Below are 18,544 nucleotides of genomic sequence, written 5' to 3'. Positions count from 1 at the left end.
TGCACTCACCGCCACTTCTAATGAATGCTTTGAACATCGATGTTATCCAATCGAAATGCAGCGCGTTCCATAAGCGCTAAACGAATACCTAGAATTTCATACGTCAGATCTGACATCGCCCCACGTAGGGTCGCTGACAAGTCGGACGCCACTGTTTCGCCGTCTTCATTTTCTAACTCTTTTTGGAAGCGGCTGAATCCACGACTTAGAGAACTTGCCACGTCGATAAGTACATCATCTGCAGAACCTTCTAGCTTCGTCGCTATGCACTCCATGCTACGTCTGCATCGCTCCATCATGTTGGTTACAAATTCAAGCTCTTTGGCATTCATCTCACGTCCTGATTCTGCGCAAGCTGCCGACATAGCACCGATAGCCTCCCATGTCTCATCGTAGAGCCTTAAATTTTCGTCGACTATCAGAGGGTACGGTACACTATATTTCCACTTTTCAGCGAAGGTAGCGTCTGGAAGTAATGAAACTATGAAGATCATGCCCATAGGGGCTAAGCGTCCATTAATTACCGCTCCATAGCTAACGGTTACTTGAGGCGATAGTGCAGCTGCCACTGTGGAGAAAACCCCCTCTGTGGTTAACCAATCAAAAAGCGACTCAACCTTCAAGAGAACGGCAAACTCAGTATCTGGCCATTGAGCACCACTGCCTTCAAGCTGACTACGCGAATACACTTCGACGTTCAACCCTTTATCCGCCATCGCGAGCCGTATCTGTTCTCGGCGAGCGGATGTCAATGAATCAGCCCTTTGAAAGGCATCTTCCGCAGCGCGACGTAGAATTGAGTGGCGACGACTCGTGGTCCGAAAACGGCTTGCGGACACACGGCGTTGATCCGGATTCATAGCGGCGTCGGCAAGTACAGCGCGTATCTGCCGAAGTGTGTCGGCTATTTGAACCAACATTTCCAGAGGAGGCTCGCTGGTCATGCGCCATAACTCTGGGCGATGTAATAACTCCGCATCGCGCACCAAGCTAGCTGTCCGGGCAGCCATAAGGTTCGGCTTTTCCGAAACACCGTCAGTGAGCTCGGTCATCAGCCGCTGCAGACCTGTAACGAAGTTATGGAGCTTGTCATTATCACTCAACTTACCTGCTGCTAGAGGTCCGGTGAGCGATTCATTGATGCTTGGAGGTTGAATGAACGTGGTGAGCAAGTCCCTAACGTGTAGAAACATTTTCCACTTCGCTCCCGGAGTTTCCATTCGACAGTAGTAATCCCCCGCCTCCCTCAACTTAACTCCAAGTTCATTGACAGCGACGGCTAACTCCGTTGTTCGCCGGGTTTCGGTCGGCGCAGCTACCAAACGATTGATCGCTCGAATTTCAGCCTGGTTCCAGGCAATACGTGCTGGTGCAATCACTGCATGCCGCGGCATTCGTTTGGAGTTCTGAGAGTACTCACCATATCCAACGGGACGGCCGTCGCTGAAGATCGCGTCTGCGATGAGGAGCTCGGCATCAGGTACCACAGCGCTCATGGCCGTGCAAAGGCGTACGACCTCCTCGTTCAAGTCTGACTGAACCTCTGGGTGAACGAAACGGACGTACCCAGTCACACTGAGTACGCCGTCGGACTCTCCGATTTCAGGGCGAGTTACCCAAGGGGTCTCATTGTACAAACGACTAATAAGAGCAGGCGTACCTCCGGACATCTCGACAACGGTGCGCGCAGCATCTAAATCTGCTTCTCGTAACGTGATTAGAAAAGCTAGAAGATCTTCCAGGGGCGCTTCAGACAAGTCACCACTTGGAATACACCTGATAGACGGCGGTGATTTGCAACCGACAATTGGCAAGAGCGTAGCCGCGAGCTCAGTTGCCTCGCTAACACTTAATTTGGTAGGCCAAGCGTCAGTAGCCATCTCGATCATAATGTTACGAAGATCGGCGACATCAACTTTCGAGAAGGAGGCGTGCGCTATCTTCGGTTTGGCGAACAATGGTTCGTCGCCGAAATCCACGCTCGCAAGAACAAACATAAAAGTGAATCCGCTTAAGCGGTCATCGATATCTGCGGAACGAGAACTTTCTAACCATTTTTCTGCAACTCGATCCGCGGTTGCGAGTCCGAGGCCATGAAGAACTGGCGTCCAGCACCGCCCTTCTTCTGCCTTTAACCGGGCAGCGAGCCCCTCCAACATCGCTTTTTCCTCTTCAGGCCATCGTCGCAAGACCCTGACGATGAAAGCAGCGAAGGTATCACTCGCCAGGGTTTCAGCTGCCGCTGTAACTACCTGACTTCGAGCTTCACCGAGAAGCTCTCGAATGGCTCCGTCCAGATATGTCGAGCGAATCTCGTGTAACCCTGCAAGCGCTCCGTCAGGCCTGGCACGCACCGCATGCTCATCGACCAGTCGCTGAAGCAGCTTTGCAAAGCGAGGCTCATCCACTCCAGAAAGCATTCGAAGCCGAATTGGATCAATAGCTGCCCCTTGAGCAGCAGCAAAAGAAATGGTCCTTAGAATCATCAGCTCGTCGCCGCGGTCTTCGGCAAGACGACGACGCACCTGCTCACGAATCGTCTCCTCAAGGCGCTCCCCAGCTGTTAGCAAGTGGGTGTACTCGAGTAGTAGGCCGTTACTTAGCTCAAATGGCTCTTGCCAGTGACTGAAAGCTACTGAACCGGACGCTTGTAGGGCTTTCCAGATTCCGTATGCCAGATTCTCATCTAGCTTGGGTCGGATCGTTGGCGAACGAGCTGCGGATGAGAGAAGAAAGATATCCTCTTCTCTCACCGTTCCAATGGCAAGCAGACCTGCCTGAGTCTCCACCTCCCGAACGAGCGTGTCCCATCCTGCCGTCTCCTGACGGCCCACATCATCAACAACGAAACCGACCGGGCGTTCAGGGCTCGCTTCTAGTAGTTTCGCGAGCTGAACAAGTTTTGCTACATCGGCGACTTGCAGCTCCCGAATACGGTACCAACGCACGGCATGGCGTGTATGGTGAGCCGACAACCAGGCAAGTGCTGATTTTCCAGCACCAGAGGGGCCCGCGACCAGTGCAAATCGCTTTGCCTCAAGGCCGGTCAAAACGTCCGCCATCAACTCTGGTCGAGCAAACACTAGGCCGGCCCCGACGTGCCCTGGTGCCACGTTGACACCTCGATAAAAGGCTCCAGCCGGCATTGGTTCGCTGAAATTTGCGAACTCTGCGAGGCCAGCTGTCAAAGCAACGTAGCCGATAGGATCAATAATCCCTCGAACTCCATCAATGCGCATCTGCACGTCGCTGCGGTCCAACGTCTCTGGTTTTTCGCTCGATGCTGAGTAGTTGGAATCAGATGCTTTCCCAGCCTGTTCGCGAAGTTGTTGGAGCACCAGCCGCACTCCCGCAGGCGGTAGTGATGCACTGGTGAGAGCAGCGCAGCCACGATCTAGCGGATCGGGTTCGATCACCAAATGGGTGCGCGCTAGTAAAGCATCGACCATACCATTCTCAGGTTTCCCTAAGGCCTCTGCCACAAGCTTTTCGAACTTCGTCAGATCTTGGCCACTTTCGGCAAGCGCGACTATCCAACCCGTAGGTTGAATACCCTCAAGCGGTCGCTCCAGAACCAGTGCTAATCTCACCCGATTGGATTCACGCCAATCGTGAGGTAGATCCTTAGCACTTTTGGCGAGGTGTTTTGCCGCCTCGGCTTGGGAGAAGACACCCTGAGGGTCATGTCTGGCCTTGAGTTGGGCTCTAAACTCAAGCTCAGGTCCATGCAAGGTAAGGTCGTCGACACCTTCCGGAATGAGCCGCGTCCAAGTGGCTTCACCGCGCCATGCCAATGAGGTGAGCCAAGCGGCCACCGCGTCCTGATATCGGAACCCCCGACCGGCCCGTGCACCTGATCGGGTTACACTCCAAAGCTCAGGATCAATTAATAACTGCCGAGTTAATCCAGGAAATTCCATTTTTTGGTGTCTCTTTCAATTATGTTGCTGAGCTGAATTGAGTTTACTTCGAAGGTAAGAAACGGGACTCAGGTTTCATTGGATAGATAGACATGCAACAAATTATCTGCAACACAGCGCGGATTTAGACGAACAACATCAACATAACTTTTTCATTGTGGGCGACGAATTAAATTCACAAGCCTAGGAAAACCGGGTGCCTAAGGCATGAGTTATAAAAAGCTCAACACCCAGTGAAACGACCTATTCTGTTAAATGAAGGGCGTTTCATCAGCGTTGTGTTTTAAGATTCTCGGTGATTTTCAAATGGCGTTCAGGGCTTCTATCAAGGCCAACTCACCAGGCCCAGTTCTTTGATTCGCCATGCCATAGCGCTGTCAGAGACTCGAAACTGCTTCGCGAGCGATACCAATCGCCGGTTCCCGTAGTTCTCGCAGCGTGCCAAGGCGAACTCGCGGTCAAGCGATCCTTGGGAAGCAAACAGCAACTCCTCATGGTCATCCTTACTCAGGTGGTATGCCGTGATATCCGTGAATCTGAAGGGTCCTACGCAGCCGAATTGAAACTCGAATTGCGCTTTAAGCAGGTTGGGTGGCATGAGAAAGCATGCAGCAAAATAGTCAGCTTCCTGTTCGACTTGGGGTTTGGTCCCCGAAATGGAGGATCCATCGAGTGGACGATCCCGATGCATCACCAATCCATCATGCAGCGTGAGATGGCCGATCTCATGAGCGCCGGTAAACCGCTGGACGTGCTCAGGGTATGCAGTAGAAATAGCGATCTTCTTCGCCTGGCGGTCAATCAAGCCAGCAATGCTTGGGCCGCGCGCGAATTTACTTGATCCCAGATCGGGGAACTTCAGGTAGTCATAGTCAAACAGATAGGCCGCAGCGTCTGGCTCAAGCATCCCTAGTGATGTAGGTTGCCCACTTGGCCATAGGATCTCTTTCTGCTTCCAGATCTCTCGGTGCAACTGCCTAACTTCGTCTTGGATGCTTGCTCGATTCATAGCGCCACCACTACATTGTGTGCCTAAAGATAAATATAGGCACAATATATAGATGCTGCAAGCCAGCAGGAGATTTCCTCGGAATGCAGCCACACACAATCGTATCCTCAAGCACGATGACCGCCTGGCATGAGCTGCTACCGGAAGCACCGCCGCGGAGCACCCTGTAAACCGATACATCCAGCCCGAATCAGGGCGCTGCCGCCTATTGCGATCTCTATAGAGTGTTTAATCCCTACCCCAAACATTTCATTCCAACACGGCATTCAGGGCGGATCGGCAGTTCTAGCTCTAGCGTCCCAATGTTTCCCCCTCCTCCGATACACATGGCATCAACTGCCGGGCACGTCTACTGATGCCCTGCTCCAGCTGGCAGTTGTTTGTGAATGCTCTCGAGAAATAGCACCTCAAAAAACACCTTACCGATGAAAAACAACGCGGGAACAGGTGCAAGGTCAGAAAGCGGGTAACTCAAGAGCCGCCTCGGCCACCCTTCTTCCCGGGCAACGATTTATTCGAGGTTATCGCGTGGGCTGTTGTGCCTGGGGGGATGTCAATCAAGTCCCCCCAATCTGCCAGCCTGCGCTCCCACAGAACCATCGCTCGCTGCCGGAGCAAGCGCCAACAAACTGTTACTTTTTTGAAACACCCCTCCAACCGCTAATCAGTTAATCCGGTTTTTTGACACATCCCCGATATGTGGTCATAACTTTTGCACTCCGCTGGGTCAAAACACGGTGGTTGTCGATGGAATATTGGCATCTTCCGAGGTTTAAGCCTGATACGGAGATAAGCTCATGATTTTCAATGTCCAAAATTTTGGCGCCAAAGGAGATGGCATCACTGACGACACAGCGGCGATACAACGTGCAATTGATGCGGCGGCTGCCGCAGGCGGGGGGCAGGTGTATATGCCGACCGGAACTTACATCGTTTCGGGAGGGGCGGAACCTTCCGACGGTTGCCTGATGCTCAAGAGCAACGTCTACCTGTACGGCGACGGCATGGGCGCAACCACCGTCAAGGTGGCTGACGGCTCCGACACCAAGATCACCGGAGTCATCCGCTCCGCCTATGGCGAGGAAACCCACGACTTCGGCGTCAGCAAGCTCACCATCGACGGCAACCGTGACAGCACCACGGGCAAGATCGACGGTTGGTTCAACGGCTACATTCCCGGGCAAGCAGGCCACGACTCCAACGTCACCCTCGACAGCGTCGAGATCAAGGATTGCTCCGGGTACGGTTTCGACCCCCACGAGCAGACCGTCAACATGGTCATCAAGAACAGCGTGTCCCACGGCAACGGCCTGGACGGCTTCGTGGCTGACTTCCTCAGCAACAGCACCTTCGAAAACAACGTCGCCTACGACAACGACCGGCACGGTTTCAACATCGTTACCAGCACCCACGACTTCACGCTCACCAATAACGTTGCCTACAACAACGGCGGCAATGGCATCGTGGTGCAGCGCGGCAGCGAGAACATCCCCTCCCCCGACAACATCACCATCACCGGTGGCGAGGTGTATGGCAACGGCGCCGAAGGGGTGCTGATCAAAATGTCCAGCGAGGTAACGGTCAGCGGCGTCGATATTCATGACAACACCAGCGCCGGGATCCGCATTTACGGCAGCAACCACGTCGAGATCATCGACAACACGCTCAACAACAACTCCCTGGGCAACCCCGTACCGGAGATCATCATCCAGTCCTACAACGACACCCTGGGCGTGTCCGGCAAGTACTTCAACGGCAGCGATAACACCATCCAGAGCAACATCATCACCGGCAGCAACCTGTCGACCTACGGCGTTGCGGAGCGCAATGAGGACGGCACCGATCGCAACGCCATCATCGGCAACACCATCAGCCACACCAGCAACGGTGCCACGCTGGTCTATGGCGACGGCAGCTACGTCAGCGACACGGTGCCGATGATCACCGTGCAAGGCACGGCTGGCAACGACACCCTCCTGGGCAGCTCCGCCAGCGAGATTTTCTACGGCGTTGCCGGCAACGACACCATCAATGGCGGGGCCGGTGGCGATATTCTGATAGGTGGTGCAGGCATCGACAAACTCACCGGCGGTACCGGCGCCGATACGTTTCGTTTTACCGTCCAGTCCGACAGTTATCGCAACGCAACCGCAAGCTTCGATGACACCATCACCGACTTCGATGTCACCCAGGACAAGATCGACCTCGCCGGCCTCGGTTTCACCGGGCTGGGCAATGGCCGAGGCGGCACCCTGCAGGTCAGCTACAGCGCCAGCAGCGACCGCACCTACATCAAGGATTACGATGCCGACGCCAGTGGCAATCGCTTCGAATTGATACTCTCGGGCAACCTCGCCAGCACTCTGACCGCCAGCCATTTCATCTTCAATCGTGTGCTCACCGGCACCAGCGGCAGCGACTCTCTGCTGGGCAGTGATTCGGCCGACACCCTGCTCGGCCTGGCGGGTAACGACAACCTCAATGGCGGCGCGGGCGACGACAAGCTCGACGGCGGTGCCGGTATGGACACCCTCACCGGTGGCGCCGGAGCAGACGTCTTTGTGTTCTCCAATCGCCTGGACAGTTACCGCAACTACAACACCGGCGGCGCCAACCTTGGCGACCTGATCACCGATTTCGACATCACCGCCGACAAGATCGACCTCTCGGCCATGGGTTTCACCGGACTGGGGGACGGCAAGAACAACACCGTGTACGTGGTGCTCAACAGTACCGGCACCAAGACTTACATCAAGTCCCTGACGGCCGACACCGATGGCAACCGCTTCGAAGTGGCGCTGAACGGTAACTACCTCGACAAGCTGACCAGCGCCAACTTCGTCTTCGCCACGTCGTCACCGACCAACCATGCGCCGGTGCTGGCCACGCCGCTGCTGGACCAGAACGCAAGCGAAAACGCCCCATTCAACTACGTGGTGCCGGCCACCAGCTTCACCGATGCGGATAATGACAACCTCAGCTATACCGCCACCCTGGCCGATGGCAGCGCCCTGCCCGCGTGGCTGAGCTTCAATGCCACCAACCTGACCTTCAGCGGCACGCCGACCAGCACCTCGTCCGGCAATTACAACCTGCTGGTCAAGGCCACGGACCCGGCCGGCGCATCGGTCAGCGATAGCTTCGCCCTGGTCGTGGCCGATGCGCCCGCCAACACCGTCACCGGCACCAACAATGCCGAAACCCTCAACGGCACAGCGGGTGCAGACCTGATCCTCGGCCTCGGTGGCAACGACACGATCAAGGCTGGCGCTGGCGCCGACACCATCGACGGCGGTGCCGGACGCGACTCGCTGTATGGCGGCGACGGCGCCGACACCTTCCGCTATACCAACCTGCTCGACAGCTACCGCGACTACGACACGGGTGGTATCACGGCCACCGACACGATTTATGATTTCACTGCGGGCGTCGACAAGATCGATGTTTCAGGCCTGGGCTTTGTCGGCCTCGGCGATGGCCACAATGGCACGTTGTACATCACCCTCAACGCGGCGGGCGACAAGACCTACATCAAGTCCGCCGAAGCGGATGCCGATGGTAATCGTTTTGAAATCGCCCTCAGCGGCAACTACCTCAACACCCTGACCGCCAGTGACTTCGTGTTTGGCCAGCACGCCCAGCAGGGCATCCTCTACCTGCCCACGCTCGGCCAATCCAATGCGCGCCTGCTGCGCATGACGGAGGACGACAATCAGTCCGGCACGTCGATGCTGGTCAACGACCTGGACCGCTACACCCCCTATGACGTGCACAGCCAGTTCACCGACGCCGATGGCAATGGCATCGACATCGCGGTGGGCGGCAGCACGGTCACCGGCCTGTCGACGCTCAGCGCCGAGGAACTCAAGTTGTGCTGGTGGCTGACCGACACCGACCAACCCGGGGCTGCGCTGTTGCGCGCCGTGACGCTGCTGAGCGACCAGCGCAGCGAGCTGCAATCGATCAATAACGTCACCATGGGCATCATTTGGGGCCAGGGTGAGGAAGCCGCTCAGGAGATCGCCCAAGCCACGGACAAAGCAGCGGCAGCAGCGGCCTACAAGGCTGCGACCCTAAAGGTGTTTGATTACCTGCACGCCCAGTTCGGCAACTTCGACGTGTACATGATGGAAACCGGTCACTACGAGCAGGACGCGGCGCGCGCCCGTGGCTATTCGGAAGACAAGATTGCCTCCATCGTCGAGGGGGTTGGCTATGTCCACGCAGCCCAGGAAGCCATTGCCGCCGAGCGCGCCGACGTCAAGCTGGCGGTGGACTACAACGACCTCCCCTTGCGCTACGAAGTCGATCCGCTGACGTATCCCGACGACGTCTGGCACCTGCACGAGGAATCGGCGGAAATCGTCGGCCAGCGCCTGGCCGACTACATCGCCAATGACCTTGGCTTCCAGGGCAACCCCAACGACAACAACAACGTGCAGGACATTTTCGACAACAACCGGAAGATGATTTCCGGTACCGACCAGGCGGATACCCTGGTGGGCAGCTCGGGCAACGACACGCTGGATGGCGGCCTGGGCGCCGACACCATGACCGGTGGCGATGGCAACGACATCTATGTGGTCAACAACGTGCTCGACCGCGTGGTGGAAAGCAACACCTCGACCTCGCAGATCGATACGGTGCAAGCCTCGGTCAGCTGGACCCTGGGCGCCAATCTCGAGAACCTGGTGCTCACTGGCGTGTCGGGCATCAACGGCACCGGCAATGAGCAGCACAACTTCATCACCGGCAATGCCGGCAATAATGTGCTCAATGGTGCCGCAGGGGGCGACAGCATGAGCGGCGGCGATGGCAACGACACCTACTATGTCGACAACGCCGACGACGCCGTGATCGAGACCAACAGCAATGCGGCGGCAGGAGGGATCGACAGCGTGCACAGCAGCCTGGCGGCCTATACCCTCGGCAACAACGTCGAGCATCTATATATCGATAGCCCTGGCGCCGCCAATGGCACGGGCAACGCGTTGGACAACACGCTGTTCGCCGGAGCCGGCAATAACGTGCTGGACGGACGCGAGGGCAATGACACGGTGTCTTTTGAACGCGCCGCGTCTGGCGTTACCGTCAGCCTCTCGACGTCAGCGCAACAAAACACCGTGGGTTCCGGGCTCGACACCGTGAAGCTCTTCGAAAACCTCACAGGAAGCGCCTACGCCGACACTCTGTCGGGCAACAGCGCCGCGAACGTTCTGAACGGTGCGGCGGGCAACGATACGTTGGTGGGCGGTTCGGGCGCTGACCGGTTGATCGGCGGTGCCGGCACCGACAACCTCACCGGAGGCACTGGCGCGGATACCTACGTGTTTGATGCGCTGTCGGACATGGGCGCCGGCGCTTTGCGCGATGTGATCAACGGTTTCAAGAGCACCGAGGGCGATCATCTGGACTTCACCGGCCTGGACGCCAACCCGCTGACCACTGCTATCGACGTGTTCACCTTCATCGGCGCCAACGCCTTCGACCCTGCCGACGCCACCGGCCAACTGCGCTTTGCCGATGGCATTCTCTACGGCAGTGTCGATGCCGACGCCGCCCCCGAGTTCGAGATCGCACTGGTGGGCGTCACGGCGTTGCACGCCAGCGATTTCACAGCCTGAGTCAAGCCAGAAGGGGATTTGCGGTGCCCGAAAGATCACAAACCAACACAGACGATGTCGGGGTATAGACGCATTTTGTGGCGAGGGAGCTTGCTCCCGTTCGGCTGCGAAGCAGTCGTGAGCCGATGGACTCAGTCTGCCTGATGCGGCGCATTGAACGGGTTTTGGGGCTGCTTCGCAGCCCAGCGGGAGCAAGCTCCCTCGCCACGGGCGCTACTTGAAACCAAGAGGTCGCGCTTCTCGGCAGCCCCTCCTGTAACCCAACCACCGCCAAGCGGTATGACAAGTTCTGAGCACTGACTTACACTGCGATACACCAATGCGAACGAATGACTATTCAACGCATCGATAAATCCCACGGCAATCCGGGCATCACGTAATGATCTGGGTGAAGCCAACATGAAAACGGTCACGGCCCTTTTCACCTGTCTACTCGCTGCCGGCGCATGCGCGGCGGCGAGTACCTGTGTCAATGCTGCGTCAACTTTCCAGACCAGCTTCGACTGCGCCGAGGCAAAGGCGTCCGTCGAAAAACTGATCTGTCGCGATCCGCAACTGGCGCAGATGGATATCGAACTGACGCGTCTTTATCGCCTGGCGCTCACGGACGAACATTCAGTGCCACGTCCAGACAAGATCATTATCGACCAGCAGTTTTGGGTCGATGCCCGCAATCAATGTGCCTCCGAGGCTGCGCCCAAGGCGTGCACGATCCGCAGTTATGCCGAGCGTGCGCACCAACTGCGCCAAGGCTCGGCCATCGTGAGAACCAAGGATCCAGACAGACTCACCGAAGGCCCTTTGGCTTTTCGTTGTACAGGGCTTAACCCGCTGATTGCCGCGACCTTCTTTACCACGCAGCCTGGTGTCGTGTACCTGAAATGGGCGAACACCTCGATCGTCCTGAGCCAGGAGCAGAGTGAGTCGGGCACCCGATACGCAGGCAAGGATTACCTGGGAAACTACAGCTTCTGGCAAGACGGCAACGTGGTGCTTTTCCAGAAGCCAGGCTCAGGGCCAATGAGTTGCAAGGCCGAGCCGGTCGGTTGATTTTTCTGGCGCGAGTACGGCTGCCCTCCTCCCCAATTCTGCCCCGCAAAATCTGCACGCAAAAAAAAAGCCCCGAAACCGAATAAGGTACGGGGCAAAAAATTGGTTGGTTGCGGCCAACCAAAGGAGCGTTCTTCAAAGCAGTTACGGGTTACAGGCATTCCTGCGCGGCACGTTCGAAACTCGAAGGCATGAAGTTCGATGCCAGCAAGTGACGCTCGTACAAAAACACCTTGCCGCCGTTCGGGGCTTTGTAGGCTTCCAGAACGTTGTCCGCGGCGACTTTGCTCGGCACCACGATCCGGTAGCTGCGCTGGGTTTGCGAGACCGTCGGGTGCAGTGCGCTGCCCTGCAACTTCGGCACCACGCAATCGGCGTACTCGGCAGGCGTTTTTTTCGTCTGCAAGGTCAGCGTCGGGTCGTTCGGCGCGGAGGCACAACCGGCCAGCAGTAAGGTGGCGAAAGCCATGACAGGAACAAATAAAGGGCGCATCGGCGAAGTCCTGAAATAAAAGTCTGTTTCGTTGAGCAACGGTTCGGCGTCACGGTCGCCGTCGTTGCGGTTATGGTTTGGGTGTTCAGCCAGCGGTCACCAGAGCCTTGAGCGAGTTATCGAACTGCTTCAAGGCGCTTAGTTGCAGGTCGCGTTGCTGGTCGATCTGGGCGGCAATATCGGCTGCAGCTTTACGGTGTACCCAGACCGAAGGCATTTGCTTCTCGACGGCACCTTCGGCCTTGCCGATGTATTGCAGGTTGGCGTCGTAGAACCGCGCGGCGAAACGTGCCTCGACCTGACTGTTGTGTTGGGTCAGCAGGCGGTTATGCGTATCGAGCATCACCACCACATCCGGATGGGCCTGCACCAGCGCATCGAGGTTGTCGTAGACCGTCACGGACAGGAACTGCTGCTGCAGCGAACTCATCAGCCAGTCGATTGCCAATTCCGGGTCGGAGCTGTTGATGAACGCGTTGCGAATACGCGAATCCAGCGCATCTCGCGCGCCGTTCACCGCTACATCGTGGTAACGCTCGAGGTATTGCAGGTTGTCCAGGGTGTTTTCGCTGTGCAGCACACCGACGGTTTGCGAATGCTGCAACCCGGTGCTGGCGCCGGCGATGGGCAGAAAATGGCACGACTGGGCGTCGTCTGCGTAGGCGGTTGCAGCTGTAGCAACCTCGCCCATCAACAGGGCGACAATTGCCAGTCGGGTCAATGTCTTCATCGCGCAAATTCCTTGAGCTGCGTCTTCGATGGAGGCGATTTTCCGCCTTTACCCGACCCAGCAGAACTTGCGTTTCTTGATTGTCACTATTACTTGAACCGATAGTTGCGCCGCGTCGCGTGCAGTTTCTCCTCGATCACGCGACGCTCAGCTGATTTCTCCCCTGCGACTTCGCCGTGTAAAGCGCGCGGTCTGCACGACCGATCAGTGCCTTTTCATCAGGGTCGCTGCCGTCGGCGACATAAGTCGCTATCCCCAGGCTGACGGTCACGATACCTGACGGGCTCGACAAGTGCGCAAGTTGCTCGGTAGCAATACCGGACAGGATCGCCTCGGCAACCGTGCGCGCTCCTGATTCGTCCGTGTTGGGCATCACCACGGCGATTTCTTCTCCGCCATAGCGAGCCGCCATGTCACCCGGGCGACGTACGCAGTGCTTGATCGCCTGACCGATGATCCGCAAACATTCATCTCCGGCGAGATGGCCGTAGTGATCGTTGTAGCGTTTGAAAAAGTCCACATCGATCAGGATCAGTGACAACGGGCTTGCGAGGCGCTTGGCGCGTTTGAGTTCGACATCCAGAAACTGATCGAAATGGCGGCGGTTGGCGAGGCCGGTGAGTTTGTCTACGCTGGCGAGAACTTCCAGTGTCTGGTTAAGCTCGATCAGTGCGGTTTGGGTGGCGAGCAATTTTTCCTCCGCCCGAATACGCCGACTGATGTGGGAAATCAGCCTGCGCCCCAGTGCGACCAGGAGCCCCAACAACAGCAGAACTACAGCGACAGATTGCTTAGTCTGACTGAGCCACGCTTGCATTGCCTCGGCCTGCCCCACCGCTACCGTCGTCACGAAAGGATATTGATCGCTTCTCTTGAACGCGTAGAGGCGATGGATGCCATCGACTTTCGACGAAAAATCCACGGTGCCCGATGAGGTGTTACGCAAGTATTCGGAGAATATGGGCGCGCGCGACAGATCACGGCCGATGTCTTCCACTTGAAAGGGATACCTCACCAGCAGGCGCCCTTCGGATGAGGTCAGGCTGATGGCGCCGAATTGCCCCACGTGGATGCTTCGATAAAGTTTGAGGAAGTGTTCGAGGCTGATAGTCGCGGCGATTACCCCGGCAAAACTTCCATCAGGGTGATCGATGCGTCGGCTGACCGAAATCACCCAGGCGCACGTGGCACGGCTGAGAATCGCCGGGCCGATATAGATGCCGCGATCCGGAGTGTCGCGGTGATACTGGAAGAACGCCCGATCTGCGTTGTTGCTATTGGATGAGATCGGCATGTTGGTCGAGAATACCCAGTCCCCTTGGGCGTCATACAGCACCACGCTATTCAATTGCGGGAGTGCATCCATCTGCTGGGCAACCAACTTGCTCAGCCGTTCGAGTTGCTGCGGGCCGGTGCCGTCTTTCTCGATCCTTTCTGTCAGGCCCATCAACAGCACTTCACTTTGCTTGAAGGCGCCCTCGGTATAAGTGTTGAGCGCCTGGGTCAGGTTCAATGTGTCGGTATTGATGTCGCTCAAGGTGTTCTGTCGGGCTGTCCATATCTGCCATGCCGTCAGCAGCACCACGGAGACACACACCAGAAAGATCAGAAAAGTGGCAAGTCGAAGATCGCGTTTCAAGGAAGTACCGGACCGTTAAGTACACAGGCGTCAAAGGCTGCGCATTATAGAGGGCTTTCGAGCAGCACTGCTGATGCATGCAAAGGTTGACCTACTAAATGTGGCCTTGCACCGGAAATGCCTCCACCCTCAGTTTCTCCATCACCAGTTCAATGAAGGCCGATACCGCCAACGGCAGATGCTGGCGGCTCGGGTAAAGCACGTGCAGGCCAAAACCTGCGCGCTGGTAGTGTGGCAACACCCGTACAAGTCGGCCCGCCTGAAGATCGAGCAAGGCGAGCGTCGGCGGCAGCAGCGCGATGCCCAGGCCGGCCACCGTAGCCTTGCGCAGTGCCTGGGCCGTGTTACCGGAAAAACGGCTGGCGATTTGCACCTCTTCCTCCACGCCTTCAGGCCCGGTAAGACGCCAGGTGGTGAAGCCGCTGGGATGGGCGAAACTCACGCAGTCATGGTTCACCAGGTCCTGCAACGTACCGGGCATACCGCGTGCAGCGATGTAAGCCGGACTCGCCACCAGGCCCTCGCTGCCTGCGCCGAAGAGCTGGCGTCCGACGTAGCCTGAGTCTTGCAGCGGGCCGCCGCGAAACGCGATGTCGATGCGCTCGGCGATCAAATCGGCGCGGGCATCACTGAGCACGAAATCAAGCCGCACCCGCGGATGCGCGGCGAGAAAGTCAGCCACCCATTCCATTGGAAAAAAGTCGAAGAAATCCGCCGTCGCGGCAATGCGCACCAAGCCGCTGGGTTCCTGGCTGCCCGTCATCAACTCGTGCCCCGCCTCGATCAGCCCGTCCACCGCGCCCACGCAGCGCTCGTGAAAAGCCTGCCCGGCATGGGTCAGCGTCAATTTGCGCGTGGAGCGTTGCAGCAGCCGTGTGTCGAGTTGCGCCTCGAGCTGCTGGACACGCCGGCTGACGGTATTAGGCGGCATGCCCAGCCGCCGCGCCGCTTCGGCAAAGCTGCCGCTGCGGACCACTTGGACAAACAGGGCAATGTCATTCAGGTCGAGCATAAAACGATAATTCCAGCCATAAATGGACGAGCGCAATCCAATTGTGCCATCTAATCAACCAATCTGCGTCCCCTTATCCTTCTTGCATCGCGGCAGTTAGCCCTTTAACTGCGTCAACCACAGGCAAGGACATCGTATTCCATGACTAATACCTCATCCCTCTCCCTTATTCAGAACCGCATCCTTTGGGGCGTTCGCATCTTTCTGGCCTTGGCGTTCGCGGCGGCCGGCATCGCCAAGCTGGCCGGTGTGTCGCAAATGGTCCAGGTGTTCGACGCCGTCGGCCTTGGGCAATGGTTCCGCTACCTGACCGGTGCCATTGAAGTGGCTGGCGCTGTGTTGCTGCTCATCCCGGTCACGAGTTTTTTCGCCGGGCTGCTGCTGACGGCAACCATGGCCGGCGCCGTGGTCACCCATCTCTTTGTGATTGGCGGCAATCCCGCCCCTGCCCTGGTGCTGCTGGCGATGTCTGCCTTCGTGGCCTGGCGGCAGAAGCCCGTGACCTTGCTCGCTGCAGCGCGCTGATCCTTGGGAACGGCGACCGACATAAGACTTGAGGGAAACCTATGAACAGCATCGTCGCAACACCAACACGCGCCATCGTTCACCGCACATCCGGCAGCACTCACGGGCCGATCACGCGACTCATGAGCCCTGGCGACCTGGGCCAGTTGTTGAAGCCCTTTGTGTTTCTTGATCTCTTCGGCTTCAAGCCCCAAGGCGGGCAGAAAGGTTTCGGCATGCACCCGCATTCAGGGATCGCAACGCTGACCTACATGATCGAAGGCGGTGTGGTTTACGAAGACACCACGGGCAAAACCGGGGTGCTGCCCACCGAAGGTGTGGAGTGGATGCGCGCCGGTAATGGCGTGTGGCACGACGCTAAACCAGTCGGCGACAGCTCAATATCGGGCTTCCAGCTCTGGGTCGCCCTGCCCGCATCGCACGAAAACGCACCGGCTGAGAGTCTCTACCTGGCGCCCTCGCAGATCCCGCAAGCAGGCCCGGCGCGTGTGCTGCTCGGACGCTACGGCGCCGCGCAAAGCGCGATTGCAGCACCTTCGGACATGAACTACCTCGTCGTGCGCTTGAAAGACGGAGAACGCTGGCGCTACACGCCTCCCGCCGGTCACAACGTGGCGTGGCTGGCGGTCAATGCCGGTCGGCTGGACGTTGGTGGCCCGGTCAATACTGGCGAGCTGGCGGTGTTCGAAGAGTCAGACCAACCCATCGATTTCGTGGCGCACGGCGACACGTCTTTCGTGCTGGGTTCGGCGGTGAAACATCCGCACGATTTGGTGATGGGGCGTTACTCGGTACACACCAGCAGAGCGGCGCTGGTTCAGGGCGAAGCTGAAATTCAGCGCATTGGCGCGCGTCTGTTTCATGAGGGGCGGCTGGACTAGCACTGATCGTTCCCACGCTCTGCGTGGGAATGCAGCCAGGGACGCTCCGTGTCCCTTCCGGAGTCGAACGCGGAGCGTCCGTTGAGGCATTCCTTTGCTGCGCATGGGAACGATCTGCTTGCAACCCCCGACTCAATCATCCTCATGCAACTTGATCCCACGCTTATGCAGCAGATACGGCACCAGCAGCACCAACAACGTCAGCGCCAGGACCGACGCTGCAATCGGTTGTGTCACAAATATCATCCAGTCGCCCTGGCTGATGGACAAGGCGTTGCGCAGCTGTTTTTCCGCCATTGGCCCCAGCAGCATGCCGACGATCACCGGGGCGACGGGGAAGTCGAAACGCCGCATTAACACCCCGGCCCAGCCGATGCCCAGCATCAGGAACAAATCGAAGGATGAGTGGCGCATGCCGTACACGCCGATGGTGGCGAACACCAGAATGCCGGCGTTCAGGTACGGCCGAGGGATCTGCAACAGTTTGACCCACAGCCCCACCAACGGCAGGTTCAACACCAGCAGGATGACGTTGCCGATGTACAAAGAGGCCACCAGGGTCCAGACCAACTCGCCCGAGGTCTGGAACAGCAGCGGCCCCGGTTGCAGGTTGTAGTTCTGGAACGCCGCCAACAGAATCGCCGCCGTGGCGGAGGTCGGTATGCCCAGGGTCAGCAGCGGCACCAGCGAACCGGTGGCGCTGGCGTTGTTCGCCGCCTCGGGACCTGCGACGCCTTCGATGGCGCCCACGCCTTTGCTGGCGGCGAATTCTTTCGGGTATTTGCTGAGTTTGCGTTCGGTCGAATAGGACAGGAACGTCGGGATTTCCGCGCCACCGGCCGGAATTGATCCGAAGGGAAAACCGATCAAGGTGCCCCGTAACCACGCGGGAACCGAGCGTTTCCAGTCGGCGCGGGTCATCCACAATGAGGTCAGGCGGTGTCGGCCGGCCGTTTCTTCCTTTTGGTAGAGCACGCCGTACAGGGCCTCACCGACGGCAAACAACCCCACCGCGACCAGCACCACTTCGATGCCATCGACCAGTTCGGGAACCCCCAAGGTGTAGCGGGCAATGCCTGACGTCGAGTCGAGGCCGATCAACCCGATGGTCAGCCCGATGCCCAATGAAGCAAAGCCGCGCAGCATCGACGCGCCGAGCACTGCCGACACGGTGGTGAAGGCCAGCACCAAAATCGCGAAATACTCCGCCGGCCCGAACTTCAGTGCCAACGTCGCCACGAGGGGCGCGAACAACGTCAGCAAGATCGTTGCGATGGTGCCGGCCACGAATGAACCGATGGCAGCCGTTGCCAGCGCCGGACCTGCCCGTCCGTTGCGGGCCATGAGGTTGCCTTCCAGGGCCGTGACCATGGAGGACGATTCCCCCGGGGTGTTGAGCAGGATCGAGGTGGTGGAGCCGCCAAACTGAGCGCCGTAATAGATGCCGGCGAACATGATCAGTGCCCCGGTCGGATCGACCTTGGCGGTAATCGGCAGCAGCAAGGCGACGGTCAGCGCCGGTCCGATCCCCGGCAACACACCAATTGCAGTGCCCAGCAGACAGCCGATAAAACCCCACATCAGATTGATCGGCGTCAGCGCGCCAGCGAAGCCGATTGCCAGACTCGAGAGAATATCCACCTTGTCGACCTCCTGCAGCC

11 protein-coding genes are annotated in these 18,544 nt (G+C 58.0%); 4 read left to right on the top strand and 7 right to left on the bottom strand.

The window, feature by feature from the left end:
* Window positions 1–17: 17 nt before the first annotated feature.
* Both AC1RO5_RS09550 and AC1RO5_RS09545 read right to left on the bottom strand, forming a co-directional pair.
* Window positions 18–3,920 carry a hypothetical protein gene (locus AC1RO5_RS09550; RefSeq protein ID WP_493174681.1) on the bottom strand — a complete coding sequence of 1,301 codons (3,903 nt, stop codon included), beginning with the start codon at window positions 3,918–3,920 and terminating at the stop codon, window positions 18–20.
* Window positions 3,921–4,245: 325 nt separating this feature from the next.
* Window positions 4,246–4,929 carry an ImmA/IrrE family metallo-endopeptidase gene (locus AC1RO5_RS09545; RefSeq protein ID WP_230172702.1) on the bottom strand — a complete coding sequence of 228 codons (684 nt, stop codon included), beginning with the start codon at window positions 4,927–4,929 and terminating at the stop codon, window positions 4,246–4,248.
* A gap of 797 nt (window positions 4,930–5,726) precedes the next feature.
* Between AC1RO5_RS09545 and AC1RO5_RS09540 the strand changes: the two genes are divergently transcribed.
* Window positions 5,727–10,553, top strand: coding sequence for a M10 family metallopeptidase C-terminal domain-containing protein (locus AC1RO5_RS09540; protein ID WP_493174680.1), 4,827 nt, complete (start codon window positions 5,727–5,729; stop codon window positions 10,551–10,553).
* Between the two features lie 399 nt (window positions 10,554–10,952).
* Window positions 10,953–11,603, top strand: coding sequence for an MliC family protein (locus AC1RO5_RS09535; protein ID WP_493174679.1), 651 nt, complete (start codon window positions 10,953–10,955; stop codon window positions 11,601–11,603).
* Between the two features lie 151 nt (window positions 11,604–11,754).
* On the opposite strand, the gene AC1RO5_RS09530 is transcribed toward AC1RO5_RS09535, so the two are convergent.
* From AC1RO5_RS09530 to AC1RO5_RS09515, 4 genes are all read right to left on the bottom strand, one after another.
* Window positions 11,755–12,096 (bottom strand): YajG family lipoprotein, encoded by a 342-nt coding sequence (locus tag AC1RO5_RS09530; RefSeq protein WP_007938318.1) that lies wholly within the window; start codon window positions 12,094–12,096, stop codon window positions 11,755–11,757.
* A gap of 85 nt (window positions 12,097–12,181) precedes the next feature.
* Complete coding sequence (locus tag AC1RO5_RS09525; RefSeq protein ID WP_493174678.1) at window positions 12,182–12,826, bottom strand: ATPase; 645 nt, start codon at window positions 12,824–12,826, stop codon at window positions 12,182–12,184.
* Window positions 12,827–12,962: 136 nt separating this feature from the next.
* Complete coding sequence (locus tag AC1RO5_RS09520) at window positions 12,963–14,465, bottom strand: sensor domain-containing diguanylate cyclase (protein ID WP_493174677.1); 1,503 nt, start codon at window positions 14,463–14,465, stop codon at window positions 12,963–12,965.
* Between the two features lie 94 nt (window positions 14,466–14,559).
* The gene (locus AC1RO5_RS09515) at window positions 14,560–15,477 is read right to left on the bottom strand and encodes a LysR family transcriptional regulator (protein ID WP_493174676.1); all 918 of its coding nucleotides are present in this window, start codon (window positions 15,475–15,477) and stop codon (window positions 14,560–14,562) included.
* A gap of 141 nt (window positions 15,478–15,618) precedes the next feature.
* Here AC1RO5_RS09515 and AC1RO5_RS09510 point away from each other — a divergent pair, with 141 nt between their 5' ends.
* Both AC1RO5_RS09510 and AC1RO5_RS09505 read left to right on the top strand, forming a co-directional pair.
* Complete coding sequence (locus AC1RO5_RS09510) at window positions 15,619–16,002, top strand: DoxX family protein (protein WP_493174675.1); 384 nt, start codon at window positions 15,619–15,621, stop codon at window positions 16,000–16,002.
* Between the two features lie 41 nt (window positions 16,003–16,043).
* Window positions 16,044–16,883, top strand: a complete 840-nt coding sequence (locus AC1RO5_RS09505; RefSeq protein WP_493174674.1) for a pirin family protein — start codon at window positions 16,044–16,046, stop codon at window positions 16,881–16,883.
* A 132-nt stretch (window positions 16,884–17,015) separates the two neighbouring features.
* Here AC1RO5_RS09505 and AC1RO5_RS09500 read toward each other — a convergent pair whose 3' ends face one another.
* Window positions 17,016–18,524 carry a tripartite tricarboxylate transporter permease gene (locus AC1RO5_RS09500; protein ID WP_493174673.1) on the bottom strand — a complete coding sequence of 503 codons (1,509 nt, stop codon included), beginning with the start codon at window positions 18,522–18,524 and terminating at the stop codon, window positions 17,016–17,018.
* Window positions 18,525–18,544 lie beyond the last annotated feature (20 nt).

This window comes from Pseudomonas sp. GW822-FHT02G04, from assembly GCF_058802085.1.
The sequence above is the reverse complement of the archived record's forward strand: the minus strand, read 5'-3'. Positions and strand labels throughout refer to the sequence as shown.

Excerpts from the sequence above, each read along its gene's own strand:
- AC1RO5_RS09540 (WP_493174680.1), top strand. The coding sequence starts at position 5,727 with ATGATTTTCAATGTCCAAAATTTTGGCGCCAAAGGAGATGGCATCACT.
- AC1RO5_RS09515 (WP_493174676.1), bottom strand. The coding sequence starts at position 15,477 with ATGCTCGACCTGAATGACATTGCCCTGTTTGTCCAAGTGGTCCGCAGC.
- AC1RO5_RS09535 (WP_493174679.1), top strand. The coding sequence starts at position 10,953 with ATGAAAACGGTCACGGCCCTTTTCACCTGTCTACTCGCTGCCGGCGCA.
- AC1RO5_RS09530 (WP_007938318.1), bottom strand. The coding sequence starts at position 12,096 with ATGCGCCCTTTATTTGTTCCTGTCATGGCTTTCGCCACCTTACTGCTG.
- AC1RO5_RS09510 (WP_493174675.1), top strand. The coding sequence starts at position 15,619 with ATGACTAATACCTCATCCCTCTCCCTTATTCAGAACCGCATCCTTTGG.
- AC1RO5_RS09505 (WP_493174674.1), top strand. The coding sequence starts at position 16,044 with ATGAACAGCATCGTCGCAACACCAACACGCGCCATCGTTCACCGCACA.
- AC1RO5_RS09550 (WP_493174681.1), bottom strand. The coding sequence starts at position 3,920 with ATGGAATTTCCTGGATTAACTCGGCAGTTATTAATTGATCCTGAGCTT.
- AC1RO5_RS09545 (WP_230172702.1), bottom strand. The coding sequence starts at position 4,929 with ATGAATCGAGCAAGCATCCAAGACGAAGTTAGGCAGTTGCACCGAGAG.
- AC1RO5_RS09525 (WP_493174678.1), bottom strand. The coding sequence starts at position 12,826 with ATGAAGACATTGACCCGACTGGCAATTGTCGCCCTGTTGATGGGCGAG.